29 protein-coding genes, 3 tRNA genes and 1 pseudogene are annotated in these 26016 nt (G+C 38.8%); 10 read left to right on the top strand and 23 right to left on the bottom strand.

Annotated features, from left to right (window positions below; genetic code table 11):
- Positions 1-1296: 1296 nt before the first annotated feature.
- The 7 genes from ACNF4Z_RS05195 to ACNF4Z_RS05165 all read right to left on the bottom strand — a co-directional run bounded on the left by ACNF4Z_RS05195 (position 1297) and on the right by ACNF4Z_RS05165 (position 5405).
- A tRNA-Thr gene (locus ACNF4Z_RS05195) sits at positions 1297-1369 on the bottom strand.
- A complete protein-coding gene (locus tag ACNF4Z_RS05190) occupies positions 1332-2474 on the bottom strand; it encodes a DUF1015 family protein (RefSeq protein WP_458328182.1) in 1143 nt (380 codons plus the stop codon). The genes ACNF4Z_RS05195 and ACNF4Z_RS05190 overlap by 38 nt, the downstream gene beginning before the upstream one ends.
- Before the next feature lie 6 nt (positions 2475-2480).
- The gene (locus ACNF4Z_RS05185) at positions 2481-3329 is read right to left on the bottom strand and encodes a deoxyribonuclease IV (protein WP_458328180.1); all 849 of its coding nucleotides are present in this window, start codon (positions 3327-3329) and stop codon (positions 2481-2483) included.
- Positions 3326-4057 (bottom strand): TrmB family transcriptional regulator, encoded by a 732-nt coding sequence (locus tag ACNF4Z_RS05180; RefSeq protein ID WP_458328179.1) that lies wholly within the window; start codon positions 4055-4057, stop codon positions 3326-3328. Before ACNF4Z_RS05180 ends, ACNF4Z_RS05185 begins: the two co-directional genes overlap by 4 nt.
- Positions 4058-4111: 54 nt before the next feature.
- Positions 4112-4588 carry a DUF1940 domain-containing protein gene (locus ACNF4Z_RS05175; RefSeq protein ID WP_458328178.1) on the bottom strand — a complete coding sequence of 159 codons (477 nt, stop codon included), beginning with the start codon at positions 4586-4588 and terminating at the stop codon, positions 4112-4114.
- 34 nt (positions 4589-4622) lie between these two features.
- Positions 4623-4695, bottom strand: a tRNA-Gln gene (locus ACNF4Z_RS05170).
- Positions 4696-4736: 41 nt separating this feature from the next.
- Entirely contained in the window at positions 4737-5405 is a 669-nt protein-coding gene (locus ACNF4Z_RS05165) for a GNAT family N-acetyltransferase (RefSeq protein ID WP_458328177.1), read from the bottom strand.
- A 202-nt stretch (positions 5406-5607) separates the two neighbouring features.
- Between ACNF4Z_RS05165 and ACNF4Z_RS05160 the strand changes: the two genes are divergently transcribed.
- Entirely contained in the window at positions 5608-5892 is a 285-nt protein-coding gene (locus tag ACNF4Z_RS05160; RefSeq protein ID WP_458328176.1) for a hypothetical protein, read from the top strand.
- Positions 5893-6114: 222 nt separating this feature from the next.
- Here ACNF4Z_RS05160 and ACNF4Z_RS05155 read toward each other — a convergent pair whose 3' ends face one another.
- A complete protein-coding gene (locus ACNF4Z_RS05155; protein ID WP_458328175.1) occupies positions 6115-7002 on the bottom strand; it encodes a hypothetical protein in 888 nt (295 codons plus the stop codon).
- A 39-nt stretch (positions 7003-7041) separates the two neighbouring features.
- Positions 7042-7962, bottom strand: coding sequence for a hypothetical protein (locus ACNF4Z_RS05150; RefSeq protein ID WP_458328174.1), 921 nt, complete (start codon positions 7960-7962; stop codon positions 7042-7044).
- Between the two features lie 102 nt (positions 7963-8064).
- Between ACNF4Z_RS05150 and ACNF4Z_RS05145 the strand changes: the two genes are divergently transcribed.
- Positions 8065-8137: transfer RNA gene (locus tag ACNF4Z_RS05145), tRNA-Asp, on the top strand.
- A 105-nt stretch (positions 8138-8242) separates the two neighbouring features.
- Here the strand turns inward: ACNF4Z_RS05145 and ACNF4Z_RS05140 are convergent.
- Positions 8243-8698 (bottom strand): annotated as a pseudogene (locus ACNF4Z_RS05140) (tyrosine-type recombinase/integrase); the annotation flags it as partial.
- Positions 8699-9162: 464 nt separating this feature from the next.
- Positions 9163-9414, bottom strand: a complete 252-nt coding sequence (locus ACNF4Z_RS05135; protein WP_458328173.1) for a hypothetical protein — start codon at positions 9412-9414, stop codon at positions 9163-9165.
- Between the two features lie 249 nt (positions 9415-9663).
- On the opposite strand from ACNF4Z_RS05135, the gene ACNF4Z_RS05130 reads away from it, so the two are divergent.
- From ACNF4Z_RS05130 to ACNF4Z_RS05110, 5 genes are read left to right on the top strand one after another with little or no spacing between them, the layout of a single operon-like run.
- A complete protein-coding gene (locus tag ACNF4Z_RS05130) occupies positions 9664-10302 on the top strand; it encodes a hypothetical protein (protein WP_458328172.1) in 639 nt (212 codons plus the stop codon).
- A 10-nt stretch (positions 10303-10312) separates the two neighbouring features.
- Positions 10313-10945: a hypothetical protein gene (locus ACNF4Z_RS05125; protein WP_458328171.1), complete on the top strand. Its 633-nt coding sequence runs from the start codon at positions 10313-10315 to the stop codon at positions 10943-10945.
- A gap of 2 nt (positions 10946-10947) precedes the next feature.
- Positions 10948-12384 (top strand): ATP-binding protein, encoded by a 1437-nt coding sequence (locus tag ACNF4Z_RS05120; protein WP_458328170.1) that lies wholly within the window; start codon positions 10948-10950, stop codon positions 12382-12384.
- Between the two features lie 9 nt (positions 12385-12393).
- Complete coding sequence (locus ACNF4Z_RS05115; protein ID WP_458328169.1) at positions 12394-15060, top strand: Z1 domain-containing protein; 2667 nt, start codon at positions 12394-12396, stop codon at positions 15058-15060.
- Positions 15044-16075 (top strand): PD-(D/E)XK motif protein, encoded by a 1032-nt coding sequence (locus tag ACNF4Z_RS05110; RefSeq protein ID WP_458328168.1) that lies wholly within the window; start codon positions 15044-15046, stop codon positions 16073-16075. Before ACNF4Z_RS05115 ends, ACNF4Z_RS05110 begins: the two co-directional genes overlap by 17 nt.
- On the opposite strand, the gene ACNF4Z_RS05105 is transcribed toward ACNF4Z_RS05110, so the two are convergent.
- From ACNF4Z_RS05105 to ACNF4Z_RS05070, 8 genes are all read right to left on the bottom strand, one after another.
- Positions 16053-16682, bottom strand: a complete 630-nt coding sequence (locus tag ACNF4Z_RS05105) for a DNA-binding protein (RefSeq protein ID WP_458328167.1) — start codon at positions 16680-16682, stop codon at positions 16053-16055. The genes ACNF4Z_RS05110 and ACNF4Z_RS05105 overlap by 23 nt on opposite strands.
- Positions 16683-16730: 48 nt before the next feature.
- The gene (locus ACNF4Z_RS05100) at positions 16731-17651 is read right to left on the bottom strand and encodes a DNA cytosine methyltransferase (protein ID WP_458328166.1); all 921 of its coding nucleotides are present in this window, start codon (positions 17649-17651) and stop codon (positions 16731-16733) included.
- Between the two features lie 251 nt (positions 17652-17902).
- The gene (locus tag ACNF4Z_RS05095) at positions 17903-18007 is read right to left on the bottom strand and encodes a DNA adenine methylase (RefSeq protein ID WP_458328165.1); all 105 of its coding nucleotides are present in this window, start codon (positions 18005-18007) and stop codon (positions 17903-17905) included.
- Between the two features lie 120 nt (positions 18008-18127).
- Positions 18128-18355 (bottom strand): hypothetical protein, encoded by a 228-nt coding sequence (locus ACNF4Z_RS05090; RefSeq protein ID WP_458328164.1) that lies wholly within the window; start codon positions 18353-18355, stop codon positions 18128-18130.
- Between the two features lie 42 nt (positions 18356-18397).
- On the bottom strand, positions 18398-19258 hold the full coding sequence (locus ACNF4Z_RS05085) for a hypothetical protein (protein WP_458328163.1): 861 nt from the start codon (positions 19256-19258) through the stop codon (positions 18398-18400).
- 3 nt (positions 19259-19261) lie between these two features.
- On the bottom strand, positions 19262-20002 hold the full coding sequence (locus ACNF4Z_RS05080; RefSeq protein WP_458328162.1) for a hypothetical protein: 741 nt from the start codon (positions 20000-20002) through the stop codon (positions 19262-19264).
- Between the two features lie 612 nt (positions 20003-20614).
- A complete protein-coding gene (locus tag ACNF4Z_RS05075; protein ID WP_458328161.1) occupies positions 20615-20767 on the bottom strand; it encodes a hypothetical protein in 153 nt (50 codons plus the stop codon).
- A gap of 405 nt (positions 20768-21172) precedes the next feature.
- Positions 21173-21382, bottom strand: a complete 210-nt coding sequence (locus tag ACNF4Z_RS05070; RefSeq protein ID WP_458328160.1) for a hypothetical protein — start codon at positions 21380-21382, stop codon at positions 21173-21175.
- A 262-nt stretch (positions 21383-21644) separates the two neighbouring features.
- On the opposite strand from ACNF4Z_RS05070, the gene ACNF4Z_RS05065 reads away from it, so the two are divergent.
- A complete protein-coding gene (locus tag ACNF4Z_RS05065; RefSeq protein ID WP_458328159.1) occupies positions 21645-21920 on the top strand; it encodes a hypothetical protein in 276 nt (91 codons plus the stop codon).
- Positions 21917-22411, top strand: a complete 495-nt coding sequence (locus ACNF4Z_RS05060) for a winged helix-turn-helix transcriptional regulator (RefSeq protein WP_458328158.1) — start codon at positions 21917-21919, stop codon at positions 22409-22411. Before ACNF4Z_RS05065 ends, ACNF4Z_RS05060 begins: the two co-directional genes overlap by 4 nt.
- Here ACNF4Z_RS05060 and ACNF4Z_RS05055 read toward each other — a convergent pair.
- From ACNF4Z_RS05055 to ACNF4Z_RS05045, 3 genes are all read right to left on the bottom strand, one after another.
- Entirely contained in the window at positions 22408-23331 is a 924-nt protein-coding gene (locus tag ACNF4Z_RS05055; RefSeq protein WP_458328157.1) for a hypothetical protein, read from the bottom strand. The two genes, ACNF4Z_RS05060 and ACNF4Z_RS05055, sit on opposite strands and share 4 nt — an antisense overlap.
- A gap of 46 nt (positions 23332-23377) precedes the next feature.
- Positions 23378-23539, bottom strand: coding sequence for a hypothetical protein (locus ACNF4Z_RS05050; protein ID WP_458328156.1), 162 nt, complete (start codon positions 23537-23539; stop codon positions 23378-23380).
- Positions 23540-23601: 62 nt separating this feature from the next.
- Entirely contained in the window at positions 23602-24618 is a 1017-nt protein-coding gene (locus ACNF4Z_RS05045; RefSeq protein WP_458328155.1) for a zinc-binding dehydrogenase, read from the bottom strand.
- A gap of 100 nt (positions 24619-24718) precedes the next feature.
- Between ACNF4Z_RS05045 and ACNF4Z_RS05040 the strand changes: the two genes are divergently transcribed.
- Positions 24719-25171 carry a hypothetical protein gene (locus ACNF4Z_RS05040; protein ID WP_458328154.1) on the top strand — a complete coding sequence of 151 codons (453 nt, stop codon included), beginning with the start codon at positions 24719-24721 and terminating at the stop codon, positions 25169-25171.
- Here ACNF4Z_RS05040 and ACNF4Z_RS05035 read toward each other — a convergent pair.
- Positions 25168-26013, bottom strand: coding sequence for an NAD-dependent epimerase/dehydratase family protein (locus ACNF4Z_RS05035; RefSeq protein WP_458328153.1), 846 nt, complete (start codon positions 26011-26013; stop codon positions 25168-25170). The two genes, ACNF4Z_RS05040 and ACNF4Z_RS05035, sit on opposite strands and share 4 nt — an antisense overlap.
- Positions 26014-26016: the final 3 nt, after the last annotated feature.

Genomic DNA, 26016 nt, shown 5'->3' with positions numbered 1-26016 from the left:
GGACAAACAGAAAATATAAGTGCAAATCTGAAGAAGGAACCTGTACAGAATTCAGATGAAATATTCTATGTATTGGCAGGAGTTATTGCAGTTGTTGTGATTGCATCAGCTGTAATACTGTACCTTAGAAAGGTTAAGTGAATGAAATAAAAAAAATACAAAAATAATTTCTATAATTTTTCAAAATATTATTTTTGATCATGAGGTGTCATTATTGTATATTCTAAAAGATCACTTAAAAAAAATCCCATGTTCACTTTTAAGAATTCAAAAATATTTACAAGTATGGGAAGCACATGAAACACTATGAATTCTCCATGATAAATGGATATTAACTGATGACATATGTAAAATAAACAGTTGATATGTCAACATAGTTTATCATTAAGATGCATATGAATGTATTTCAATTCATTTAAGGTTTCACAGTTTCTCATCTTTCCATATATTGTTCCATGATCCCATTAATAATATACAGGCCTTGAACTGTTATCCTCTTCAGGGAATTTCTGTATCACTCCTTTCATTATACAAAGACATATCAACAGAAATTCCAGATCAGGATGAGAGATTCCAACAACTCCTTTACTATCTTCATTACAGTTACCACATCTTTTTATGAAACTCTTTTCATTATTCCTTACATTCTGTTGTTTTACACGAAGGTATCATTTTATGTTTCATGAAATTTGAACATTGTTGAGATCATGATTCCATGTTAATGTTACACAAAATTTTGGATACTTTCCTCTTATCCTCTTAATATGCATATATGTGTGTGAAAATGATAAAAATTTGAAAGAACATATAGAGTAATAAAGTGAACAGAAGAAAGAAAAAAAGTGAAGGCATCAATCTAGATTTAAATCAATTGGATCATGTGAATAATGTTAGGGGAAATAATAACATTCAGGAGAACAGGGATATGGATAAATAAAAAAATCTGATGGAAATCAAAGGGGAAAAAAAGAAATGAATTGAACAAAAACGTTTTTGAATTTGATTCTTCTCAAGGATCTGATCATAATCATTTCATATATTTTCAGAATTGAGAATCATCTACCAGCTATTGTTTCACTGGAATATAATAATTTCATTCCTTGGGAGTATGACTTCACTTGCTATATATGTAACCAAAGCATATACTGTGATTCATATAAGAATTATGAAGAAAGATTGGGAACAAAGAAGCCTTGATTATTATTTTTCACATTCAAGTATTTTTACATAATTAAAATTGAAGTTGAGTATATAAAGAGAAATTTTTTAAAGAAATTATCTGGAAAAAATCTCAAAAGCCACTGGAGGGATTTGAACCCCCGACCTGCTGATTACGAATCAGCTGCTCTACCTGCTGAGCTACAGTGGCATTTTACGCAGTTGGCATAAAATACAATTCCCGATGGGATTTTTGGATAAAAATACGTTGATTTAGGCGGCAACTTTTTTCCATTTATTATTTCACTGTAAAATTCTTCAGTTGTTACTTTCGGCATTATGATTGCAACTGCCCCTTTCTCAACCTTTTCCATAACCTCATCAATACTAGGTGTATAGCCTGCCATTATGTCTCTCTGTATCTGAATGTCGTTTATTCTCCTGTTTATTATTTCAATCTCATTTATTGGCTTTGATACATTCAGTTGTTCACGATATGTTTTTCCACCACTCAAAATTCTGTGAGTTTTATTTTCAAAAGAATCATTTATTTCTATAAGTTTTTCAGGGTCATAACCAATGTCCCTTAAATCACTAACATTTTCAAAATATCTATGAATTTCCATAATCGCAGTACTTTCGTCCGAAATATCTGTGATGTAAACAAGCATCTTCTTCCAGAAATTATCCCCTGTTTCTCTGTATATTTCACTTATGGCTCTTGTTCTGTGATGGCCATCAGCTATTATACCTTGGGAACCCTTAAGGATTTTTTTTATTTTTTCAATTTCTTCACTCTGACTCAGTATGCATATCTCATTTTTTTTATTGTCAGAAGTCATAAAATGAACATTACATTTGTATTTAGAAGAAATTTCACTCAAAAGTTCTGCAAAACCCGGTTTTTTTACAATTACAAACACCGGCTCATTTTGAAGACCTGAGGATAGAAAATATTTTTTTCTCTTTTCAACAAAATCAGGAATTGTATCCTCATGGGGAATTAGGAAATTTTCCTCAAGTGATATATCTATAAGGGCTATAACTCCGTATCTTTGAACTTTTTTCCCATTCAGAAAATATTCCTGCTTCAAAAGTATCACAGAATTATCCGGCCAGCTTACAACAGTGTTGTCTTCAACCCACTGATTAAATATTTCAGAAGATTTTTCTACATTATTGAGCAAATTCAAAATGTTGTGTTTGTTTTTCAGAAGTTTTTCCATTAGTTCCTGCGTCAAAGAATCAAATGGAGGGGAAATAACCTCCTCATCAAAAACTTTATACGTGAAAGGACTGAAACCTTCTATTATCATCTATGCTCATTTAAACAGATTTTCAAGGGCCATTAGATCATCATTGTAACCATCTTCACCCAGTGGAGTTTCGAGTATCATTGGTGTCCCTCTAAATTCATCATCCTCAATGAGATTTCTGAAACCCTCAATTCCAATGGTTCCTTTTCCTATCTGTTCATGTCTGTCGGTTGCCTCTCCAAGACCTTTTTTGCTGTCATTCATATGAAAACCTTTTATTTTTTCAATACCCACTGTGTCTCTTATCTCCTGCAGCATATTTTCATATCCCTTTTTGTCCTTAATATTGTATCCTGCAGCCCAAGCGTGACAGGTGTCAAGACAGACTCCAATCTTATCCTTATAATTTATTTCATCAATTATTCTTGAAATGTCACTGAAAGTTTTTCCCACGCTATTTCCCTGCCCTGCAGAGTTCTCTATTAACACAATTATGTTCTGATCCTTTTTTAAAACCTCATTCAGAACTGTTACAACATTTTCGATACCCTTATCAAGAGTTGCCTCCTTGAATGAACCAGGATGAAAAGTTAGAAGATCTGCACCAAGTTGATCTCCTCTCCCTATCTCAATGGAAAACGCCTCTATAACCTTCTTTCTTAATTCAGGATCACTTGAGGCTGTATTCAGCAGGTAGGATGCATGAATCATTGTTGATACGCCTGTTTCCTTCTTTTTCTTCCTGAATTCATTAATCACATCATCATTAAGTGGCTTCGCCTTCCACTGCATCTGATTTTTTGAAAAAATTTGAAAACTTTTAAATTTAAAATCAAGGGCCCTCTCTGGTGTTTTCTCTATACCTGCTGATGTTGAGAGATGACCTCCCATATTGTGAGTTTCAGTAATTTTCAATTTATATCACCTGAACTGTGAATTTCACTGTTCTCTATAATCATTTGTACAAACTGGTAAACATGCAGAGCCAAAGTTGGGTTATCTGTGTATCCGCATGCGTTTAAATCCGGATCTGTTAAAATTGCCCTTGTTTTGTCTGATACAATATCTGTAGCAATTAGACCCTCCTTCCTTAACACTTTTACATTTTCGGGAGCTCTCTTGTTAGGCGGTGTTATTATCACAATATTAACACCTCTTCTTTTTGCATTTTCCAGTTCTTTTTTCAGTGATTCCCTCAACTCCTTTATCATTGGTGTACATATGAAAAGTTCCTTTTCCGTTCCGTTTATTACCTCAGAAATTTTTGCCAAAACTCTGGAATGTCCATAGATTGTATATATTAGCTGGGGATCACCATTTGAATTTCTGCTCTCCTGAACCTCTTTCATAATCTGGTAAGTTTCAGTAACTATCCTCTCAAAAATTGATTTTACGTCCTCAGGTGATGCAGGTTTATACATCTTTGGCCTCCCCTCGGTTTCCTTGGCGTATCCTTTTTCCACAAGGGATTCCATGACCTTGTACGCAGATGTTCTTGGTATCTTTGCCGTATCAGCTATATTCTCAGCACTTGCAATACCATGATAGAGTAAAGCAGAATAGCCCTGTGCTTCATAGTTTGAGAGCCCAAATATTTTTAGCATCTCTGAAAGCTTCTCCATTTTTTGGGTTGTAGCTTCCATGAATATTTATTCTTTAATTATTAATATTAATTTGTAAAAAGTGAGACATTTTGTTCAAAGTCTTACATCACCTATTGCCTTACTCTGAATATAGAATGCACCCTTAAGTGTGTAATTCAAAATATAATCTGATATATATTCAGAGAATTTTGGATCCTTTTTCATTTTACACAGGGAGGCATGTGCATCTGAGAGTTCCTTATAAGCAAGGAGTAGATATGCAGTTCTTGCATCCCCATTGCTCATCTTCTCCTTTATATCAAGCCAGGCCTCCTCTGCATGATTTATCTTTTTCCTGATATCGTCTGAAAGCTTCACATCAGGATCCTTTATACACTGTGAAAGTGTATCTACCATATCTATAAGTTCCCTGATTTCATTCACCCTTACCCCTGTAGAGGCGGCAAGCCCAAGAAATGATATTGCACTCAAATAATGGTTTTCCATCTTAAAAAATTCATTATCGCCTTCAATCATATCATCCATCAATTCACAGTATCTGAGTGACGGATCTACAACCTCATCGTCCATGTTACAATATTACATCTTTATATAAAAAATAGGATAGCCCTGGGCAGATTCGAACTGCCGTCGACGGGTCCAGAGCCCGTAATGCTTGGCCACTACACCACAGGGCTTCGAAAGGTTATTTTAACCTCGTATAAAAATATTGATTTAGTCACAAGGTTTTTTCATAATAAAGAAAAGCCATTTCACCATTACCGGGTTCATTTTCATTATCATATACAAAAAAGAAACTCTCATCCTCCCTATATTCTGGAATTTTTTTAGTTTTAAGAAAAGTGATGTCTTCACCGTTAATACAAAAAATATTTCCATTTCTGTCTTTTTTCAGTTCATAGTCCTTATTCTCTATACTGCTGAAAACGGACCAATTTTTTATATAGAAAAATGGAAAATTTACATCGCATACCTCCACTCCTCCCTTGAATTCTGGTTTTCCCTTAACACTCAGGAATCTGGATCTTACCTTATATTCCAGTTTTTCCACCAGATTTCTCGAAGCATGGTTGTTTTCCTCAATTAGACAGCCAATCCATTTTGCTCCAAGATTGTAAGAATATGCCTCAAGAAACCTTGTCATTTCTGTGCCTACACCCTGTCTTCTGAATTCATTGTGAACCCTCAGAGCACCCATAAAAAACCTTTTTTCTGAGGTCTGTTTTATTGACAAAAAGCCAAGTATCTTTCCGTTTTCCTCGTAAACAATAACATCATTGTTGCTGATGAATGATTTTACATTTTCTGATATGTAATCAATGTATCCTGAAGTTTTCGATATATATGAAATTTGATCCGAATCAAAATCCCTGGCTTTTCTTATCATATAACCCTTATTGTTCTGGCAATTATATATTTAATGAAAAAAATTTATGAATCAGTCTTATTGATTATGTGAAAATCAAATTATTATAACCAAATGTGCTACACTTTATAAAAAAAGTTACAGAAGTCTTGAAATATTGATTCATATCCATTGTTATATAACAAAAAATATATATTATCTATTCTTTTCTTAAAAGATAATTATGAGTATATTCAGGAGAGAAGAAGGGAAGGACGGAATACACACTTACCATTGTGATGAACATGATTTTAGTTCAATGGACGCTGCAAAGGTCGAAGAACACATGAAATTGCATGGGAAAAAGGCAGCGGATTTCTGGAAGAAGGAACATCACAAGGAAAAAAAGGTCACTCTTTACAGTTGTGAACATCTCGATTTTCAATCTTATGATCCAGCGGAAATCGAGGAGCACGAAAGATCACATGCCTTGATGATGAGTACTGGGTGGGGAATTTTAGAAAGATGAACCAATTTAGATATTGGTATAACAATTACCTTTAATTCATTAAGAATTTTGAAGATAAAATGCAATTCAAACTAACCATTTTAGGTTTAATATTCGTATTTTTGTCAATTTTACTTTTCATAATCAGGGGTTACAGATTTAATTATTTTATTCCTTTAATTATTGGTTCAATAATAATCATATACAGTTTGATATCTTTCAGGAAAATATAATTTAAAATTTTCATACTTGACTTTTAACATCCATTTCCATATTCCACAATTTAATAGAATCAGGAAATGCCTCTGTCATAATTGAATTACAGAGTTCTTCTTCCATCATACTGTTATACTGAAAAATTGCAAGCTTTAGATTACCACATTTTCTGAAAAAAATTATATGGTCGCGAATAAACTTTTCAGAATGAATTAATTTTTTAAAATCAGTGTTCTCTCCATTATCTTTGATTAGGAAACCCTTAACTATCTTATTTCTAATAAAATTAAACTTTATAAGGGGTAAAAATTCAGAATATTCATTTTTTCTCATTATTTTTTTAATCTCACTTCTCAACTTTGATATCTCTTTAGAATCATATTGTGGGTTCCTTTTAAAAATTGGAATAAGGTCTTGGTAAAACACTGATGTTTTAAGAGTTTCCTCATAGTCAGGAAAACTTTCATTAAAACTGTAATAAAATCTAATATCCATAAAATTTTTTCCATATTTTGTAAACAATTTTTTAATTTCTTCATTATCTGTAAAATATTCAATTAAAATAATCCATCTGAATCTAGCCAAATCATAAAAATCTCCATAAGCTTCCTCGATAAACCCAGAATATATTTTTTCCCCTTTTAAATTGTAGAATAATTCTTTGATAAATTCCTTGTTGGGTCTTGAATTTGAAAAAAGGCAGGCTATATTTCTTTCAATTTTCTGAGAATTTGGTACTGCAACAATTCTCTCCATTATTTTATTGTTTAAAAGATCATCAAATGTTCTGTAAACTAATGTTTGATTTATCTTCCATTTCTTTGCGATGTAATACGCTGATGGAACGGCTTTTAATACATCATCATACAGGTGTGGCCAGTTCATAGAATAAAAAATTTTCTGCTCAATATCCATGATCAATTAAATGTATGAACTGAATCAATTTAATTTTTTTCATTTCATTATTTTAAAGACTTTTTCATTCATCAGGGTTTTGAAATAAGTGAACACAACTACATTTGTAAATTCGTTGTTAAAAATTTCTATAATACTGTCAACCTCACTTACAGTCTCATAATAATAGAGTAAAACAATGGACCTGCTGAACCTTCTTAAAAGTAAAAATCTTGAAGAAAGGAATTTGTTACCAGAAAGATTGTGAAGTTTAATTCTCTCTTTTTCATCATACGTAATGAAGATCACAAAAAAACCAGCGGTATTAAGCATTTTGAAGTCGACCAATGGAAACAAATGAAGTAATCGCTCCTCATATAATCTGGGAAGATATTTTTTAAAAGATTTGTTCAAAAATTTTTTTTCACTCAAAAAGTGTTCCATAAAACTCAGATTTTTGTATGAAATTTCATCTACAATGTCTGCCAAAATTTTCTTCATTTCCGGCTTTCTTTCATCATTATTGATAAATATACATACATCTGAGTTATATTTTATTTTCATAAATTCTATTAATTGTTTTTCCATTTTTTCACTAAAATCATTTATCACCTCAAATATTATCATATATTTGTAATGTTCAGCAACAGAAAATTTCCCCCTCCCCTCATAAATGTTTGTTAAATGTATCATATCAATATTTTGACTATAATCAAGTGAGTCGATCATCACCTTAAGATCAACCTTCTGATTAACGGGGGACAGTAAGATTTCCTTCTTATTCAATCTGTAATCAGGTAAAAAAATAATATCCTTGATGATTGTATCATTTATCATATTTTTCCAAGCAAGATTCACTGATACCTGATTTAATTTCATTATTTTTGAAATATTATAAGGATTGATTGGAATTTTGTATGTTTCAGACCTTATAAATGGCCAGTTCAATGAAATAAGTATCTTCCTCTCTATTTCTTTCATTAGAAAAATAAACACATCTATTATTTATTACTTATTACCTTTAAATTTAGTATTTGCAATTTTAACAACTTTTATAATCATATAATTATTACACTTTTTACTGCCCCGGTAGTGTAGCGGTCTATCATACAGGCCTGTCGAGCCTGTGACATGGGTTCGAATCCCGTCCGGGGCGTGTTTTACTATTCGGGTTTGAATTTTTATCAGATTCAATGAAGTCCAGGTTTTTCTTTCTTATCCCCTCTATTGCGTCATCAATTGCCATTCCTATGTAGTCCTTTGTGGTATCGAACTTTGCATGTCTCATCAGGAGGCGTATCCCTTCCAAGTCTACACCATTAGTGTAGAGATATCGAGCAAAGAACCGTCTTGCCCTATGCGCTGAGAATGTTATACCTGCCTTCTTTGATATCTGGTAAATCTCCTGGCGAATGCCGTCATAGGTCATTGGATTCCCGTCTTTGTTCGTGAACAACTTTGTAGTTCCGTTGGATTGCCTCACTTTCAGATATTCGGAGAGGGCTTTCCTGACACTTGGAAATAGGTAAAGCTTTGATGGCTTCTGACCTTTGCCTACTATCAGAATTGTGTCATCATGAATTGCATCTATTGTGATTGAAGCAACTTCATTCAGTCTTGCACCTGTCTTGAACAGAAGTTCTATTATGAGTAACTTTCGTCTTTTTGTGTATCCAAAACTCTTTGCTGCCAGAGAAAGGGCTTCATAATCTTCCATTGAAGCGATAGGCCTATTCATTGAATGCATCTCCTTAAAAAATTTCATCTTTGGTTCTCCTCTATAGGTCAATACACGGTTGTAGGCCTTGATATAGGTGTTCAAGGTTCTATCAAGGGTTCCTTTCTTCCTTGCCTCTCTTACCCATTTCCTAAAACTTTCCATCTCGTTCAGGTCCACTCCATTACGATCTAAGTACCTGAGAGATCTCAAAGTGTTCTGGATTGTTTTCGGCTTGAAGTGTTCATAGAGCCAGTCCTCGAAATTTTCTTTGTCTTTTATATCAGTAATCTTCGATATCCTGGTTTGAATCTTTTAAGTCTCACTGATCTGACTCAGAATTGTCTATACCTAATTATTCAAGTTTGGTCATTCTCATGCCTCCAACATAAGAAAAGCTATAGGTATTGAAATGGCAAGAATCCCCACTACGATTATGATAGCAACCTGTAAATTCGAGAGAATCATGCGAAGTCCTCCAAGATTTTCTGATATTTCCTTTCTGATTTCCCATGTATCCAGAACCTATCGATTATTTCTGGGTGCTTCTTTTCAATATGAGAGACGATTTCAAGATCCCTCTCAGGAGATTTAAATTCAACCACAAAATCACAGAATGGGGAGTACATACTTCTTGTCCCTTTTGGGATCTTCACAGGAAATATGTTCTCCAGATACCGGGTCGGTGAATGCTTTTCGCCTTCTACGAATTTCATGGTTTGACCTCCCTTGAAAAGTGTTTCTTTCTATATTCTCGAACTGCAAGACGAAATAGCTCCGATTTACTGATTTCCGGGTGATTTTTTAAAAATTCCAAATCCTCGGAATCTACACTTATCATTACTCTATTTGTTGTCATACTTTACCGATTATATAATAAATAATTCGCATAAAAAGATTACTGTTTATATAATGTGAAGTTAAACGTTTACTTAATATTAATCTGCTGTTTTCCTATTATAGAAATGGATATATCAAAGTATGGCCGTCATTCCTCCGAGATATTGCTTTTTCTTATGAGTAATGGAGTCTCTCCTATCACTAGATTTAACGAGATTAAGATATCACCTACTACTTATTATCGTACAATAAAGAATCTTGAGGTTGCTGGACTTGTTAAAAGAAGGGAAGTTATAAGCAAAAGAAAGATCGTTTACGTCTCGCTTACTGACAAAGGTAGGAAGTTGGCGGAACAGTTACTTAAAGCCGAAGAAGTCACTAAATCTTCAGGTTTAGATATTGCACAAAAACCTGACCTCGATCTCACAATGACCGAGGAAGAAGCGGAGATGGCCAAACATCTCAATCTTTTATTTCACATCAATGTAATAGATGATCACATCACTGTTGAGGAGGAGGGGCCTGGGAAGCCTCCAAGGATTTTCAACATATATGTAAAGAGGAATGGCAACGGTGATTTCAGATTATGGTGCGAGCATGACAATTCATATGAATGTTGGCATGTGAAGGCAGCATGGACATATCCACAGGTGCAGAAGATGATGATGCACTACAAGGAGAGGGCTAAAGTCTGTCTTAACTGCCATACAAATAATGATTCGGATGCAGTATACTGCAAGAAGTGCGGGGTGAAACTAGAGTAGAGGTGAACATATGGTTGATAGAGATTATTCGAAAGGGAAAGGTGGACAGGAAAATGTAGAGGAAAAAAAGAAAGAAATAGATAAAGTTATAGAATTTTTGGACAGGTTCATAGAGGCCAGCAGAAACAAGAAAGACGACAATGTACAGGTCGATACAAAAGGCCATATAGTATGGAAAGAAAAGGAGAAGAAACAGTCTCCGGAGAAAAATAAGGACAGAGAGTCAAATGCTGATAAAGAAGCAGATGACGAATACAATGAAGATTACACTTTTTATTCAATAGAATTTGAATTTCATCCGGGGTCTTTAGAAGATCTTGCGAAGGTGATCAAAACTAAACTTAATAATTTAAAAAAGCGAAGTGAGACGCAATTCAAGATCAATGAAAAGTTACCACAGGGTCATTACGGATACGACAGAGAATGGAACAAAGAGCCAAAGAACAAGACTTACAGTATTCTTATAAATTATCAAAGATCTTTAACGCGCTCAATTACTTCAGATTACAGAAAAGACCTGGTCAAAAAGGACAAGAATGGGAATTTGACTGTCAAAGATACGAAGAGCTGCCAGTGGAGGGGTGGTGGTGAGATGGTAAGGATCTGTAATTTGTTGGATCCAGTATGTGCCGGAGATGATTGACCATGTCCGATCTGAATAATGATGATGAGCATTCTTATAGGATCGTGCATGTTGTGCCTTCTGCCAGACGACTTCTGGACTCCATCAGAAACATGAGATATGACTTCTCCAGAGCCGTCGCCGATCTCGTGGATAATTCAATACAGGCAGGTGCAACGAAGATAGATATCCACATGTTTTTCATCTCGGGGCAGGACTCTCGTGTGTTGATAGCCGATAACGGTAGGGGGATGTCACAGGAGGAGCTGACCGAAGCTATGAGGCTCGGCACGAGGCGGGATTATGAGAAGGGAGAACTTGGAAGATTCGGAATGGGTCTAAAAACGGCCTCCCTGTCGCAGTGCAGGAATATCACGGTGGCCAGCAGGTCATCAGTTCCGGGATCTGAAATATCTGTCAGATCTCTGGATCTCAACCTGATTGATCGAACCGACAGCTGGGTTATAAAGGACATACCGGTAGATCATGCACCATCCGAAGTCGTCAGACCGCTCCAGAACAGTCAGGGTACAGTCGTGCTCTGGGAGCAGCTTGATCGTCTCATGAAGTACAAGATATCCACTGGGGCCAGCGCCGTCAGGGCTTTCAATAGGATGGCCGCGGAACTTGAAAAACATCTTTCCGCGGTGTTCCACAGGTTTCTCTCCGGAGAGGCCACCAGAGGGCGTGTGGAGATCACCCTTAACGACAGGAGAATAGAGCCATGGGACCCATTCGCAACATCTGAGCGGTCCACCACGAAGCTGGATGAGGTAGTGATAGAGGTCCAGGGACAGCAACGGAAATACTCTGTTAAGTACAGCTCTTTCATCCTCCCGAATCAGGACTCATATTCCACTCCGGAGGCCTTCGATTATTATGGGAGAGGTAGATGGAACGAGCTGCAGGGATTCTACATTTACAGGGAGGACAGACTCATACAGTACGGTGGCTGGAATGGCATGAGGGTGCCGGATGAGCACACAAAATTTGCAAGAGTTGCCCTTTACTTCACATCGGATGCCGATGATGCATTGGACATGGACATAAGGAAGACCAATATTGAGCTCCCAGATAACCTGAAGGAATCGCTCAGACCGATAGTGGCGAACGTTACGTCGACGGCCAACAAGCTCTACAGAATCCACGGCCCGAGTCCGCAGGCCGGTAGAAGCAGGTCAGTTGGTAGCGGGATGGAAGAGAGCAGGGCTAATGGCAGCTCCGGCCGAAGATCCTGGCAGACGGGCGATACCCATCACGGCTTGCGGGATCAGGGCTCTGATTGGGCTCATTCTTCCTCCAGCGTCACCGAACGCCCATCGTCTTCTGTGCAGGGCTTCGATATTCTGGATGCCCTGAGATCCAGTGCCAGAGCGACAGGAGACCATGCAGCTCTGGATCGGATACTATTGCACCTGAAGTCGACAAGGCCAGACATTGCCGGAATACTCTGTCTGTGAGGTGATTAGATGGCTATACGCAGAGATCAGGCGCTGGGAATGGTGAGGCTTATGCTGGAGGGCGGGATAAGTGTGGAAGAAGCAGTGAGCAATCCCGCCATACCGATCGAATACCGTCAATGGATCTTGGAACAGATCCAGCGTGAAGAGAACATCAAACTGGAACCTGTCAGAGTGCTGTCGGCAGGTGCACCATCAGAATGGTATCATGTAGTTGACAGAGGTGGCTGGTACTACTGGCCAACTTTGAGGACCTTCCTTCTGGGCCATGGCTGGTCGGAAGCTGCCGTCAGATCGCTGGATGACACGACCGACAGGATAATGGAAAGGATACCACCTCCGGACCAGGATAATTTTGATGTTAGGGGTTTGGTTCTGGGATATGTCCAGAGCGGCAAGACCTCTAACTACACTGGGCTGATAGCCAAGGCTGCGGATTGCGGTTACCGACTCTTCATCGTGCTATCAGGCATAGACAAGGGTCTCCGTCTGCAGACACAGATCAGGCTGAACAGGGAGCTTATGGGATATAGGTATCCAGGGTATCTTGGCGACCTAGATCAGGTACCAGTGCCTCCTGTTGGAAAGCAGTGGGTCAGCTTCACAACAGAGGAACCGGACGGAGATTTCGATTCGGGTCACGTAAACCAGGCCGTGCTTCAGGGATACGGACCAATACTGATGGTCATTAAGAAGAACAGCAGGGTCCTGGGAAGGCTCATCAGGTGGCTCGATGGAGCTGCAGGACCCTCTTTCCATCAGATACCGGCGATTGTGATAGACGACGAGGCGGATCTTGCAAGCATAGACACGAGGGGATCCTATATCACGCAGGACGATCCACTCCCAGATGACTATGAGCCGCCGTCAGTAATAAATGGACATATAAGGGATCTTCTGAAGAGATTCAGCAGAAAGGTCTACGTGGCGTACACCGCCACACCCTTCGCAAACATACTCATCCCCTATGATGTCTATGACCCATATGTGCAGAACGATCTCTATCCAAAAGACTTCATAATCGACATTCCAAAACCCAGCGGATATTTCGGGGCAGAGGAACTGTTCGAAATTGAAGAAGCAGACGGTAACTACATCACCAGAGGAATTGATGTTATGCGTCCTGTTCCGGATGAGGATGTTCAGAATCTGAGGGAGGGTAGGCCTGCACAAAGCCTCGAACAGGCCATACTTGGATACATTCTGGCAGGAGCAGCGAGGCTCCAGCGGGGACAGGATGGCCCAAGCACGATGCTGATCCATGTGGACCGCAGGATAGAGACCCATTCCAATGTGGCAGATCTTGTCAGGAACATCGTATCAGATTTCAAAAGTGACATACGTTACCATACGGAGCAAAGCTCAGAGCCGGAGGTAATAGCCAGCCTCAGATCGATCTGGAACACGGATTTCAGACCCCAAATAAAAGAGTACTATCCACAGTACGATGTTGAATTCGATGCCTTGGAGCCCCACATAAGACGATTCATAGAGTCCGTGCAGATCAGGATAATAAACAGCGCCACAGGGCAGATACTTGACTTCAAGCGTGAGCCTCATCTGAAGGCGATATGCATAGGAGGGGACAGACTTTCCAGGGGTCTGACACTCGAGGGGCTGGTCACGAGCTATTTCGTCAGGGACACGCCCTATTACGACACACTGATGCAGATGGGCAGGTGGTTCGGTTTCCGAGAGGGATACATCGATCTAACCCGCATATGGACCACACGGACGCTGGCTGATCACTTCGCACTCCTGGCGCTTGTGGAGCACCAGCTCAGGCAGGATCTGCGCATCTATGAGGACATGCAGCTCACGCCACAGCAGGTGGGCATTAGAATACTGAAGCATCCATCCATGCAGGTCACAGCACCCATGAAGAGGCGCCATGCGAGGGATATACTGATCAATCAGAGCTATTCCGGTCAGCTCGTCCAGACATTCAAGTTTCCATTTGACCGACCAGACGAACTCGCGCAGCAACAGGACAATAACCAGAAAGTCCTCAAGGATCTCATAGGCTCTCTTGGGTCGCCCACAAAATGGTTTAAATCCAGACCGATCTGGGAAAACGTTGATGCGGACGTCATACTGGATTTCATCGATCGCTTCAGCATCAGTGACTTCCCCGAGAGGGCAGGATTCAGTAAGGATCCGATTCTGTCCTACATCAGGGCCCGTGTGAGAAGTGGCGAGCTCGTCAGATGGACGGTTGCCATAATGGGGCTTGTGTCTCCGGATCCGGATCTCGGAACAACGTCATGGAAGGTGGACGGAAGGGGCATAAACATGATTAGCCGCAGCAGGATAAGGCAGACCAATTCCCTGGGTGTGGTGACATCGCCGGGTGACGAGATTGTGGGCCTTGATGAGGATGAGATGGAGAAGTTTGATGAGGCTGCAGAAAATAGAGAGGGCAGATCTAGAAATGAGACTTCCAGATATGTGAGGTCACCGAAAAGGGGCCTGCTCCTGATCTATCCTATTAGCGGTAGATCCAGACCCGCAGATACCAAAAAAAATAGAGTCCAGCTCTTTGAGGAGAATGACCCGCACAGAAGGGATCTGATTGCCCTTGCCATATCATTCCCCAATTCAGAGGTAGAAGATGGCGTTCCGGTGCAGTATGTCACAAACATTTTGGGATGGAGATCATATGATGAGGGGGAATGAGGATCCAGAATGGGAAAGGCTGGAAGGAGATGAGCCACGGGGTGACTCGTATGTTGCTAGGATGGGTTTCCCACAGATAACTGAGAGGCTGCTGATAGCCATAGATTCCTTCGGTTCGAGGCACTTCCTCATACCCATTGACGAACACGAGAGATTCGCCGGTTACACCAAGAGCAGAGGTATCACTGCCAACGTCAGAGAGCTCAGGACAACCGGAGGAAGCTGGGGCGGCCGGGAGAGAAGGTACGTAGACCTGCAGCTCATGGACGATTCCGGAAAGCAGATCTTCGACGTGATCGGTGGACAGATCGCGGTTTCCCTGAGGGATCCTGCTCGTCGCGGATCGGACTGCGTGCGGGAGGTTCTTTCAAGATGGAGGTATTTCTGGAGCAGCCCACCCTCAGGTCCTTTATCAAAGGATGAGGAGATAGGCCTCTTCGCCGAGATCTGGTTCATATCCCGGTGGATAATGCCCGTCTCATCCAGAAATCTGATCTATGGCTGGAAGGGGCCACGTGGCGGCCGACACGATTTCGAATGGAGGAACATGTCAGTGGAAGTGAAGGGTACGATCATTGCGGATGGAACAAGACACTGGGTCAACGGACTTGATCAGCTCTCACCGGTGTATAACGGGAAGCTGTACCTCTTCAGTCTGAAGATGCGTGAGGAAACTGGAGCCGGACTAACACTGCCTGAACTTGTTGGCTCATGCATGAGCAGTCTTGAGGGAGAGCCTGATCTTTTTGCTTTCATGGAGGATTCTCTCGCCACCTTTGGATACTCGCCGGCGCACGACGATGTTTATGAGGCGCACAGGTTCACCATCGTTGACGAGGTTCTGTACAGGGTCGAAGGGCGTTTCCCGAGGATAACATCCTCATCATTCCAGGGGGGAGGCCCTCCACATGGCGTTGAAAAAGTGAGATATCAGATCAATCTCGATGGATTCGAGGATCTCATCGTTGCGAGGAAACCAGCTGAGGGCCTGTTCAACGATGCCGATCCGCTCTGAGTGGCGATCCGGCGGTCCTAGTGGCATATGTTGTGCAGTGCACGTGCACAGGGCAGTCCAAGCATCTAGGATTCTTTGGCGTACAGATCAGAGAGGCAAGATCGATCATGGAATAGGCAAATGTCACAGGATCTGAGTTGTTCAAGAGCCTGGAATAGACCTCTCTGATTCTCCTGTCCTTCCTCCTACTATCTGTGACTGTCTCGCCGTTGATCCTGCATATGACCCGGAGGGTGTTCGTGTCTATCAGCACCTCACGTGATCCACCAGCAAACAGGCTGACGGCCGATGATATGTAATCACCCACTCCTGGTAGCGAGAGCAGGTCGCTCTTGTTCACCGGAATTTTACCATGAAATCTCTCTACAATATCGATGAATGACTCTTTCAGCAGTTTAGATCTCCATCTCAGTCCGAGGGAATCCATTATATCTGCCACCTCCATCATGTCTGCCCCGACAAGAGATTCAGCGTCCGGGAACCTCTCCAGAAATCTTTCATACACGGGGACGACGTTCTCAGCCCTCGTTCTGTGCAGCATGACTTCCGCTATGAAGATCCTGTACGGATCATCGACTCCCCTCCACGGAAACCTGCGTCCGTTCACCCTCCACCAGTCAATGAGCCTCTGCGAGAAATCCGACAGCCTCTCACCTCAGAGCCACTTTTCAATTGCCGATGCCATAGCCTTGGAGAACACTGGACTGACCGAATCAACCAGCATCTGATAGCGGAGGCCCATTCCCAAGCCGGCAGGGAAGGAGAACTCATGGTTGAAACCCAAAATCCGCGAAACCTCAAGAACGGAGACGGTTCTCGGATCTTTGCTGTCCACCCCGTGATCCGGATGGAGTATGTAGGTTTTCATAACATTGCCGAATGAAGGGGCTGGCATGTCCCAGTCAAGCACCTTCCACCCGAACTTACCGGACAGATACTTATCCCTGTATTTCGCTATGGTTCTCAGATAGGGCCAGACATGGTCCGCGATCTCGTCCCTCTGCTTCTCCCTGAGGTCATATATCACCCCGCTAACGCTGGTGGGAGATTTTCTGTACTCATCAATGCTCTGTAGAATCTCTTCTGCGGAACCGTATGATACGCCGATCGCTACGAGCCTCTTTCTTGAGGTTGCAGCACCGAAGTCTGAGTACCTTAATATCCTGTATGATACCGAATAGCCCGCCTCCATGGCCCTGTCCAGTTGGACACTGAACTCAGGATCCCTCTGCAGCAGGGGCACGTTCTCGAGCACGAACACGGCTGGCCTTATTGTAAGAACGTGGTCGAAGAACCTGCTGAGGAGGGCAAAATCCCGGTGTGCCGACCCTCTCCTAGATCGGTTCACGGCAGACCAAGGCCTGCAAGGAGGACCACCGACGACCACATCAAAGTCTCCGGACACGATCTCCCTGAACAGATCCTTCAAAATGAAATTGTTTTTGTTCAGGGCACTGTAGACAAGTCCGACACGGGGATCGATATCAACACCGGTAACATCAAATCTGGCGGGTGCAAAACCGGACGACAATCCACCCATCCCAGAGAACAGATCCAGAACCTTGAACTTACCCATCTTAGACATTATGCATTCCATTTATAAAAGATTGAAGCCAGACCCGTCGCACATCGATGGATGTCAGACGCCTAGATTGGCGAAATTCCTTATGAGATCTCTAAGCGCATCGCAATGTCCTTTCCCACCCGAGGCTCTCCGAACGTCCAAAGGACGAATTCGTCTTAGTTTATGTTCAGAAGATATTTTCCCCTGACATTGTACATAAGGTTTTTCATGTCTTCGTGATCGCCCTCTTTCAACTCATAGTTTTATAATTCCTTAATATTATGGTAGGGCGGATCCAGATAAAAGAAGGAACCTTCAGAATCGTGCCTTCTTATTGCTTCGCGGAAATCCAATTTTTGATTGTCCACATCTTTAAGTGGTCATAACAGGCATCTATCGCCTTCCCTATATTTGCAAGCGTTGCACTCTTATTCCTCCTGACTGGATAATAGAAAATAGCCCACAAGATCCATACAGACCATCAACATTCATTTATAGCCGCTGTCCAGCATGGGATACCTGGCCTTCCTAGCACAGATGCTTATGAGCTTCTTTCTGTATTTCTCGTTGTCCGATATGCTGTTAATTTCCTCTATTATGAGCTTCCACCAGCCCTCAAGATCCGCCTCGAATTCTAAAAGTACAGATCTAGGATCTTTCGGTACAGGTATGGTATCAAGCCCTCTGGCTGCACAGTAATAGACGTACCGAGCCATTTCCTTACTATCAAAGTATTGCTTCTTTCCGTCAATGGAAACCTACGGGCCTTTTAGGTCCATTCCATGTGACACCTTTGTTCCTTTCCCCAACTTTATGGTCGATACCGAGCTTGGCACGTAATCATACGGAAAGTCCTTGACGTTTATCTTATGTATTACTTCATCAGCGACCTTTGACAGCGATACTGTTCCCTTCTCGTTTGTGGTTTTTTCGCTCTTGGCTCTGTCCAGCCTCTCTCTGACAAGTCGAACAACTCTCGGATAGTAAGATAAGAGGAATCTGTCAGGATCCTTAAAGCCAATAGCCCTAAGTAATGTCCTATCAAGATCCAGACGATCAGGCATAACCCTGCTTAGATCGAACTCACCGGTCATATTCCATATTTCATCGAAGACCGAACCGATCTTCCTTTTTTCCATAATTCCCATTATGCTCTCAAGCTTCGAATAATATGGGCTCATTATCTCTGGATTTGGGACAAGAAGCTTCTTGACCTCATAAACCATGAATCCTGCTGCGCCCCCGCTATAGTTCCTGCCGTACAGATCAGGATAAAGATAGCTGAGGGTGGAATTCAGAAAAGAGTAAATTGCTGTAATATCACTGGAATATTTTTCAAGCATTTTACTGAAGTATAAAGTATGATCCAGTAAATGGCCGGTCTTGGGAAACATGAAATTTGAGGAAAAGTACATCGTAAAGGCCATGTCTGGGTATACTATCGGCGACAGCTTCCACCATTGGTTACGGGCTTTGCAGGTAGGTCTTTCCGGGTACGGTTCACCTAGAGGATTCTTCTCACCATAATCGATGTATTCAAGGGCATGCCTTTTTATCTTGCTTCTGTCCGTCTCTCCTATCAGAACAACATATTTTTTCGTGGGTTCATTGAACACCATCTTTCAAATCTGGGTGAATCCCTTCGGGCTCTTCAGTATGGGCATAAGGTATTCCTTCTCCATGAGATGCACCGCTCCTAATCCGTCCTTTATGACCCTTATCCTCTCCTTTTCTCCCCTGCGCAGTCCGAACAGATCTTTGAGTTCCTCATCTGAATAGTCATATGTGATATCCTCCACGTAGAAGAAATTGTTTGCTCCGGTTGTGAATCCACGTTGGACATCCATAACCTTCTCCAGTGGCACCATGTTCCTGTTGTTAACTATCTCGAAGAATTCATCAGGGGGTCTAAGGTATGGGAAGAACCTGCTCTTCATGACGTCGTCGAGGTCGATATTGCCCTGCCTGACTTCGCGCATGACCGTTATGCCCTCCACGGATATTCCTCTCTCCAGGCTTCCCGCGATCTTCAGGGCGTCTTCTATATCCTTTACGATGTCCGATATCCTCCTGTTTATCCTCACAAACTTTATTCTGTTGTTCTCCCTCGTATCTTCGTCTTCCGTCCTCTCTAGGATGGTTATTACTGTGTTCACCATCGCGTCCTCGAACCACCTCTCAACCGATGAATCTACCACGTACATTATCCTGAAGTATCTGTTAAGGTACTTCTTGAACCCCTGACCGTATTCCATGTTCAGCCAGGTATCTGATGTGGGGAAGCCGACTCTGGATCTTTCCCTGAGGAACGGAAGCAGGTAATACCAGAAATAGATGTGGAAATCCGCGCCATTGTCTGGCATATAAAAATATTTCTCATCCTTTGATTTATTTATTAGTCAAATATCTTTTTAATATAATTTTTGGAATTTAAAATATTTTAGTGAAAAAAATTAACATTTACCTATAAATTCTTTTATTCTAATTATAACCTAAAACATTTCAAATTAATTTTTATCTTTTATTACTGGCATGATTTTATTCTATAATCAAATAAAGTATAACTTATGAACTCTAAGTTTAACAATATAAATATTATATAAGATCAAATTTAATTTACACTTCATTTTAGTATTCTTGATTATTTGCTATTTATATTGAAACACTCTTTCAATAACTTTATAGTAAAACCAATCTGTTTTAATTATCATTTCTAACTTTATTGATCAATCACTAATAGATTATTTTAGATTAAATTAAAATCTTAAATAAAATTATATAAAATATTTTTCTTCATAACATTCTCGGAAAATTCATTTAGTCTCGCAATTAGACTCCTATTTTTTTATTACTGGTAACCAAAATTGTCACAAGAAATAAAAACACTCTTCTAAAGGCGGTGGGTCTTTAGACTTCTAATTCCTTCGCCAAATTTTATAAGTACATTTGTCCGTTCTTAAAAATTTTTAAAACATTTAAATTCCTTTTAGCTTTCCTGAAATATATTTGGATTTTGAAATATCTATTGGAGATGTGTTTTCATTTTTTTTATAAAATACAAGTTGGAATCTATGTTTGATGGGAGAAAATGTTAAAGCAGAAATAGCAATGCCAGGTGCTGCGGTCATGTTAATACAATCCGGAATCCTTTTTCTCTCAATGAATTAATTCTATGTTTAACAAAACCTCTAAAAAACAGTAAACGTCATTTATTTTAATTATTTATTACTGGATTTCTACAAATATTACTAAGTTCTTTATCACATTTGCAGTTTCAAATTATTGATGATTATTTGTAGATTATAGAAATATTTCATTAATATATGAGAAAACTGACATTTCAAGTTCTTCAAATGCCAGAAATTACCCTTAAAAAATTATATACTCTTTCATTAGTCTTTGAAAGATAGTAAGATATTTTAAATATGATTGGCAAAATTAAAAAAATTCATAATTTAATTAAATTTAAGAGCAAAAATGCCCAAAGAATTTGCATTTTTTATTCAAAAGTAAAAACGTCAAAAATGGAAAAATCATCTCTTAGTTATCCTGTTATAAACTATAAAATAAACTCCGCCCATAATTGCAACTATTAGGGATGCCACACCTAATGATGCAAGAATAGAAAAAACTATATCTCTTCCAAAAACAAAAATTTCCAGAAGTGTAAATAGGATAATGTATGAAACCCAGGCCAAAATAAGTGTTTTTTTGAATCTTTCTTTAACTTCCTCTCTCTCCACATAACTAAATATAAAAAGTGATTAAAATTATTTTGTATTTCACATATACATTTACAAGATAATTTTAACAACTCAATTCAGGAAAATCAAATTTTTCATTGAATTTATTCAATGATACAACCATATTATTTTATTTAAAATTTTTAAATCTTAATTTTATCAAGGTTAAAAAATAATTTTAAATCTTTCATATTATTGAAAAATATTATCCATTGATGATCTCTCTCTATACTCTTATATATATCAGTTAAATAACATTTTAATGACTATTGATCCCCTTCTTATACTCACCGGGTTGAACATTGTATTCTCACTTTTTTTTATTTTCCTAACATTAAAACTTGTAGGAAAGGGTTTAAGAATAGTTTCATATCTTTTGATTTTTTTCATTCTTATTTTGATTGAAAGCGTTTTTTTAATCCTCCCTTATTTTCAGATAAATCAATTGGAATCATATAACTATTATGTGGTGGAAATTACTGACTTTGTAGGTCTCATAGCTCTCTACTTTGGACTCATAAGGAGATCGGTAAAGTGAGTGAAAAAGATGACACAAGAAGTTACATTCTCAAATTAATTAAGGAAAATCCTGGCATACACTTCAGGGAAATGGTTAGGGTTTCTGGTCTTTCTGTAGGCCAGTTGGAGTATCACCTGTACAAAATGGAAAAAAATCTCCAGATCTCCGTGAGGAAGGACGGTAAATTCAAAAGATATTTTCCTGCTGAATCGGATGATCAGATATTGAATTCCATATTTTTTTATCTAAAAAATAAAGAGAGTCGTTCCCTTCTTTTTTATATATACAGAAAAAAATCTGTGGAACTAAAAAAGTTGAGGGAAAAATTCGGACAGAAAGGAATTGAAATAGTGAATTCAATGTATTCTGATAACCTTTTGATAATGGAAAATGGGGTTGTTGAAATCGCCAGACGTGAAAAAGTATACAAGGCGATTCAGAGTTCAAAATCCTCATTCACTTCAGAACTTGCTGATAGTTTTATTGATCTTCTCGGCGATGAAGACTAATATCTCTTTTTCCTGTAAAATGCATACGAAACTGTTATCACCATTACCCCTGCAATTAGTCCGTAACCCAAGGAAATGGCATTTGATATAATTAATGCGAAAATATCATTACCTATTAGAAGAACTGTGTGGGAGGAAATGGTAAAATTTGGTAGATTCAGAAGTGGATCATATGTTATGTTGATATAGTTCTGACCCCTAACCGGAATGATATATGAAAATCTATCGTAATTCAAGAAATTTTTCCATTTAATTCCTATATGTTCATTTCTACCATTCACAGTTGAGTTATTGTTTAAGAAATAATTTAGATCCACAAGATGTTGGAATCTGAAGTGATAGGAGAAAATGTTTGTTTTATTCTGAGAATAGTTTGAGAAAATTATCTTGTTAATGTTTTTCCAAAAGAAACCCTGATTAATTACAACAAAGCCATTAATTGTATCGTTCAATTTAAGCCTCAATTCATAAGTTATGTTGTAAGTGTCATTGGGTTGTAAAATTATTTTGTTCCTTGCATTTAAAGTTATATTTTTGTTAATCTCACTTATAATAATCAATGCACTTCCGTTACCAATACTCTGAATATCATTCATGGTGTAGCCTACTCTTCTGTTTCCAAACGTGAACGTATTGTAATATGAGACGTTTTCACCACTTTTTTTCAACTTCCATCCTTTATAAAAGTGAGCAAAAAACATTAATCCTGGGTTGTATACAGAAATATTATCTATTTTATAATAACAGGGAAGAATATTTATTGATGACAAAAGGTTTAGTGAAACATTCATAGATGAGTTTTCTATGTTTATCTGTGGAGATAGTTCAAAATCTAATTTTGGACCAAAATGATTGCCCTCCCCCATCACTCCCATTGAGAGAAGGAGTAACAGGGTGACAGTGGCCACGGCAATCTTCATAGTCAAATTAATGCGTGTTAATTAATACATTTTTTGGTACATTTGATCAGGAAAATTCATCTTCCAGTTCCCTAACAACCTGATTAATTATCTCATCGATGGTAAGACCAGTGTATTCAATTGAGCCGCCTATCTCAGTCCTCAGTATTGCACTGAAGGATCCGTCGTCCTCCTGAAAAATTTCAAAATTACAAATTGTTTCCTGCATCTGATTACCTCGATGGTAAATTAATATTGATATTAATAATTACTCATTTTGTTAAATTCAAATCAGAATTTTATAAAAATTTTTCCTGTATTCCCTTTATTCTTCATTTTGTCAAAGGCAGCGTTCACTTCTTCAAGTTTTATCTCACTGTCCACCACTTCATGTATCATTCCCTTGGAACTTAGATAGAGGGCTTCAGCAACATCTGCCCTGGTTGAGGAAATGCTTCCCGCAATTTCCACCCCTTTAAGAATCATTGTACCTATTGGAACCTGTGGAGCATCTGGATTCAGATTTCCAACAACAATCATTCTCCCCCCAAAGTCCAAAGATTTGAATGCCTCCTGAAATGTGCTCTTTCCCGTTGCCTCAAGAACAACATCAACACCATCTGGAAATATTTCTTTAACCTTTTTGCTGAACTGTTCCCTTGAATCTATAACGTGATCAGCACCAAGTTTGTATAGTTTTTCGAATTTTTCAGGAGAACTGGAAGCTGCAATAACCTCTGCACCAAGAGCTTTTCCAATCTGTATTGCATGAGAACCCACTCCACCTCCGGCACCTGTGATCAGAAGTTTTTCTCCAGGTTTCATTCTCCCCCTCACCTGTATTGCCTGTATTATCATTCCAGTAACACAGGCAGCAACTGTAGAAAGTTCTTCAGAAACATTATTAGGGACTTTTACCAACGTCCTTGCATTCAGTTTTACCATTTCTGAATATGCACCGTTTAAATTCTCTCCAAGTGTTTTTTTAAATCTGCAAAGATTCTCCTTTCCTGATACACAGTGTTTACACACACCGCATGGAATGTAAATTAATGAAGACACCCTGTCCCCCTTTTTGAAATTTTCAACCCCATCTCCAACTTCCTCAATAATACCGGAAACTTCATGACCAGGAATTATTGGAAGTTGAGCTCTGCCAAAAAAACCATCTCTTGTTAAAATGTCCCTGTAACATATACCTGTCATCTTCTGTTTAATTATTACTTCTCCATAACCCGGAACAGGATATTCAACATCTTCTATTTTTATATCTTCATTTATTTTTTCAAGTAATCCCGCTTTGACCATAATTTTGATAAATTAGTCCAGTATATTTTAATTTTGCAATTATCCACTGGATTAAAAAAATTTATACATTTTTTATTATCTATTCAACTATTATCTTCCCATGAATAAAAAAATAATTTCAAATTCAATTCTAACTGGGTTATTTTCTGGAATACTGATAATAATTGTTACAGTCATATTATGGAAAATTGATGGAACATTTGTCTACCTCATCGATGTCATCTACAATGGATCGTCGATAAGTTCATTATTTACAGGCATTCCCGAGCATTTAATTGTTTCAATACTGGGATCAGTGTTATTCTCACTTATTGTATACGGTATAAAATTTTTCAATCCAACAACAAAATTTAAAACTATTCTCGATGCCTCTGCTCTATCTGTTATTTTCTATTTTTTACTTTTCATACCTTTTTATTATTTAAATCTTGTTGAAAAAATGGAAATTTCAAAATCCACATCCATATTAATTCTGATTTCTGGCCTTTTAATATCTGTGGTTTATGGTTTTTCTGTAACACTTTTTACTCTCTATCTAAACAAAAAAATTTAAGATATTTTTCCTACTAATTCATCAACATATGAGGAAAATAGTTTTGGTTCTTTTACAAATCTTAGCAGGGAACTGGTTTCCCTGTAATAATCCTTGAGCATCCTGTCCAGGGTTATTGGATCCATGATCCTATCTTCCAAAATTTTTCTCGAAAGATTTCTGTCAAGAAAACCTGACCCCTCCTTGATTTCTCTCTTTCCTGTTTTTTTTGCAATCATATTCAGGCAATCCACAAATTTAATCTTCTCACCAGAATTAACATAAATGGAACCTATAATTTTTTCACTCTTTTCAACAGTGTATGCAACATCATCTATGTGAGCAGGGCAAAGATAACCTCCTTCAGGAAACTTTTCTATGTTTTTATTAAGAACATCCTTTATAACATTGAGAAACGGTGGGTTCTCTCCACCATAAACTGGGGACAATCTTACTATGAGATGATTTTTTGCAAGTGCAGCATTATCCTCACCAGTTCTCCTTGTTCTGAAATATGTGTTTGTACCGTAGTGAACATTAATTGAAGAAAAGAAAACAAGTCTCTGATTTTTGTCGATACGTTTTACCTCAGTTCCAACAGTTTTTATTCCCTCCACATTCACTATTTTTGCCTCATTTTCATTATCTGAGTAGGAATTGCTTAGATAGAAAATTGCATCATAATTTTTGATAAGGTCCTTCAATTTATCTTTCTCTGATACGTCACCTTCAATCCACTGAAAATCATCATATCCGTTCTGCTTGATTTTAGTCCTTGAGTAATAGACCTTTTCCTCATAATTCAGTTTTTTCATAAGATGTCTTCCAATGTATCCGCTTCCACCAATAAACAGAGCTTTCATTTC

The organism is Caldiplasma sukawensis (genome assembly GCF_052315375.1).
In the GTDB taxonomy this organism is placed as follows: Archaea; Thermoplasmatota; Thermoplasmata; order Thermoplasmatales; family Thermoplasmataceae; genus Cuniculiplasma.
Note: the sequence above shows the minus strand (reverse complement) of the source record. Positions and strands in the feature narration are given on the sequence as shown.

Coding starts and splice junctions, on each gene's coding strand:
- ACNF4Z_RS05035 (WP_458328153.1), bottom strand. CDS start 26,013: ATGAAAGCTCTGTTTATTGGTGGAAGCGGATACATTGGAAGACATCTT.
- ACNF4Z_RS05055 (WP_458328157.1), bottom strand. CDS start 23,331: ATGAAGATTGCCGTGGCCACTGTCACCCTGTTACTCCTTCTCTCAATG.
- ACNF4Z_RS05155 (WP_458328175.1), bottom strand. CDS start 7,002: ATGGATATTGAGCAGAAAATTTTTTATTCTATGAACTGGCCACACCTG.
- ACNF4Z_RS05075 (WP_458328161.1), bottom strand. CDS start 20,767: ATGACCGCAGCACCTGGCATTGCTATTTCTGCTTTAACATTTTCTCCC.
- ACNF4Z_RS05085 (WP_458328163.1), bottom strand. CDS start 19,258: ATGGTGTTCAATGAACCCACGAAAAAATATGTTGTTCTGATAGGAGAG.
- ACNF4Z_RS05175 (WP_458328178.1), bottom strand. CDS start 4,588: ATGGACGATGAGGTTGTAGATCCGTCACTCAGATACTGTGAATTGATG.
- ACNF4Z_RS05100 (WP_458328166.1), bottom strand. CDS start 17,651: ATGGGTAAGTTCAAGGTTCTGGATCTGTTCTCTGGGATGGGTGGATTG.
- ACNF4Z_RS05125 (WP_458328171.1), top strand. CDS start 10,313: ATGGTTGATAGAGATTATTCGAAAGGGAAAGGTGGACAGGAAAATGTA.
- ACNF4Z_RS05165 (WP_458328177.1), bottom strand. CDS start 5,405: ATGATAAGAAAAGCCAGGGATTTTGATTCGGATCAAATTTCATATATA.
- ACNF4Z_RS05160 (WP_458328176.1), top strand. CDS start 5,608: ATGAGTATATTCAGGAGAGAAGAAGGGAAGGACGGAATACACACTTAC.
- ACNF4Z_RS05050 (WP_458328156.1), bottom strand. CDS start 23,539: ATGCAGGAAACAATTTGTAATTTTGAAATTTTTCAGGAGGACGACGGA.
- ACNF4Z_RS05065 (WP_458328159.1), top strand. CDS start 21,645: ATGACTATTGATCCCCTTCTTATACTCACCGGGTTGAACATTGTATTC.
- ACNF4Z_RS05180 (WP_458328179.1), bottom strand. CDS start 4,057: ATGGAAGCTACAACCCAAAAAATGGAGAAGCTTTCAGAGATGCTAAAA.
- ACNF4Z_RS05190 (WP_458328182.1), bottom strand. CDS start 2,474: ATGATAATAGAAGGTTTCAGTCCTTTCACGTATAAAGTTTTTGATGAG.
- ACNF4Z_RS05115 (WP_458328169.1), top strand. CDS start 12,394: ATGGCTATACGCAGAGATCAGGCGCTGGGAATGGTGAGGCTTATGCTG.
- ACNF4Z_RS05080 (WP_458328162.1), bottom strand. CDS start 20,002: ATGCCAGACAATGGCGCGGATTTCCACATCTATTTCTGGTATTACCTG.
- ACNF4Z_RS05040 (WP_458328154.1), top strand. CDS start 24,719: ATGAATAAAAAAATAATTTCAAATTCAATTCTAACTGGGTTATTTTCT.
- ACNF4Z_RS05045 (WP_458328155.1), bottom strand. CDS start 24,618: ATGGTCAAAGCGGGATTACTTGAAAAAATAAATGAAGATATAAAAATA.
- ACNF4Z_RS05090 (WP_458328164.1), bottom strand. CDS start 18,355: ATGGCTCGGTACGTCTATTACTGTGCAGCCAGAGGGCTTGATACCATA.
- ACNF4Z_RS05110 (WP_458328168.1), top strand. CDS start 15,044: ATGATGAGGGGGAATGAGGATCCAGAATGGGAAAGGCTGGAAGGAGAT.
- ACNF4Z_RS05135 (WP_458328173.1), bottom strand. CDS start 9,414: ATGAAATTCGTAGAAGGCGAAAAGCATTCACCGACCCGGTATCTGGAG.
- ACNF4Z_RS05120 (WP_458328170.1), top strand. CDS start 10,948: ATGTCCGATCTGAATAATGATGATGAGCATTCTTATAGGATCGTGCAT.
- ACNF4Z_RS05150 (WP_458328174.1), bottom strand. CDS start 7,962: ATGAAAGAAATAGAGAGGAAGATACTTATTTCATTGAACTGGCCATTT.
- ACNF4Z_RS05130 (WP_458328172.1), top strand. CDS start 9,664: ATGGATATATCAAAGTATGGCCGTCATTCCTCCGAGATATTGCTTTTT.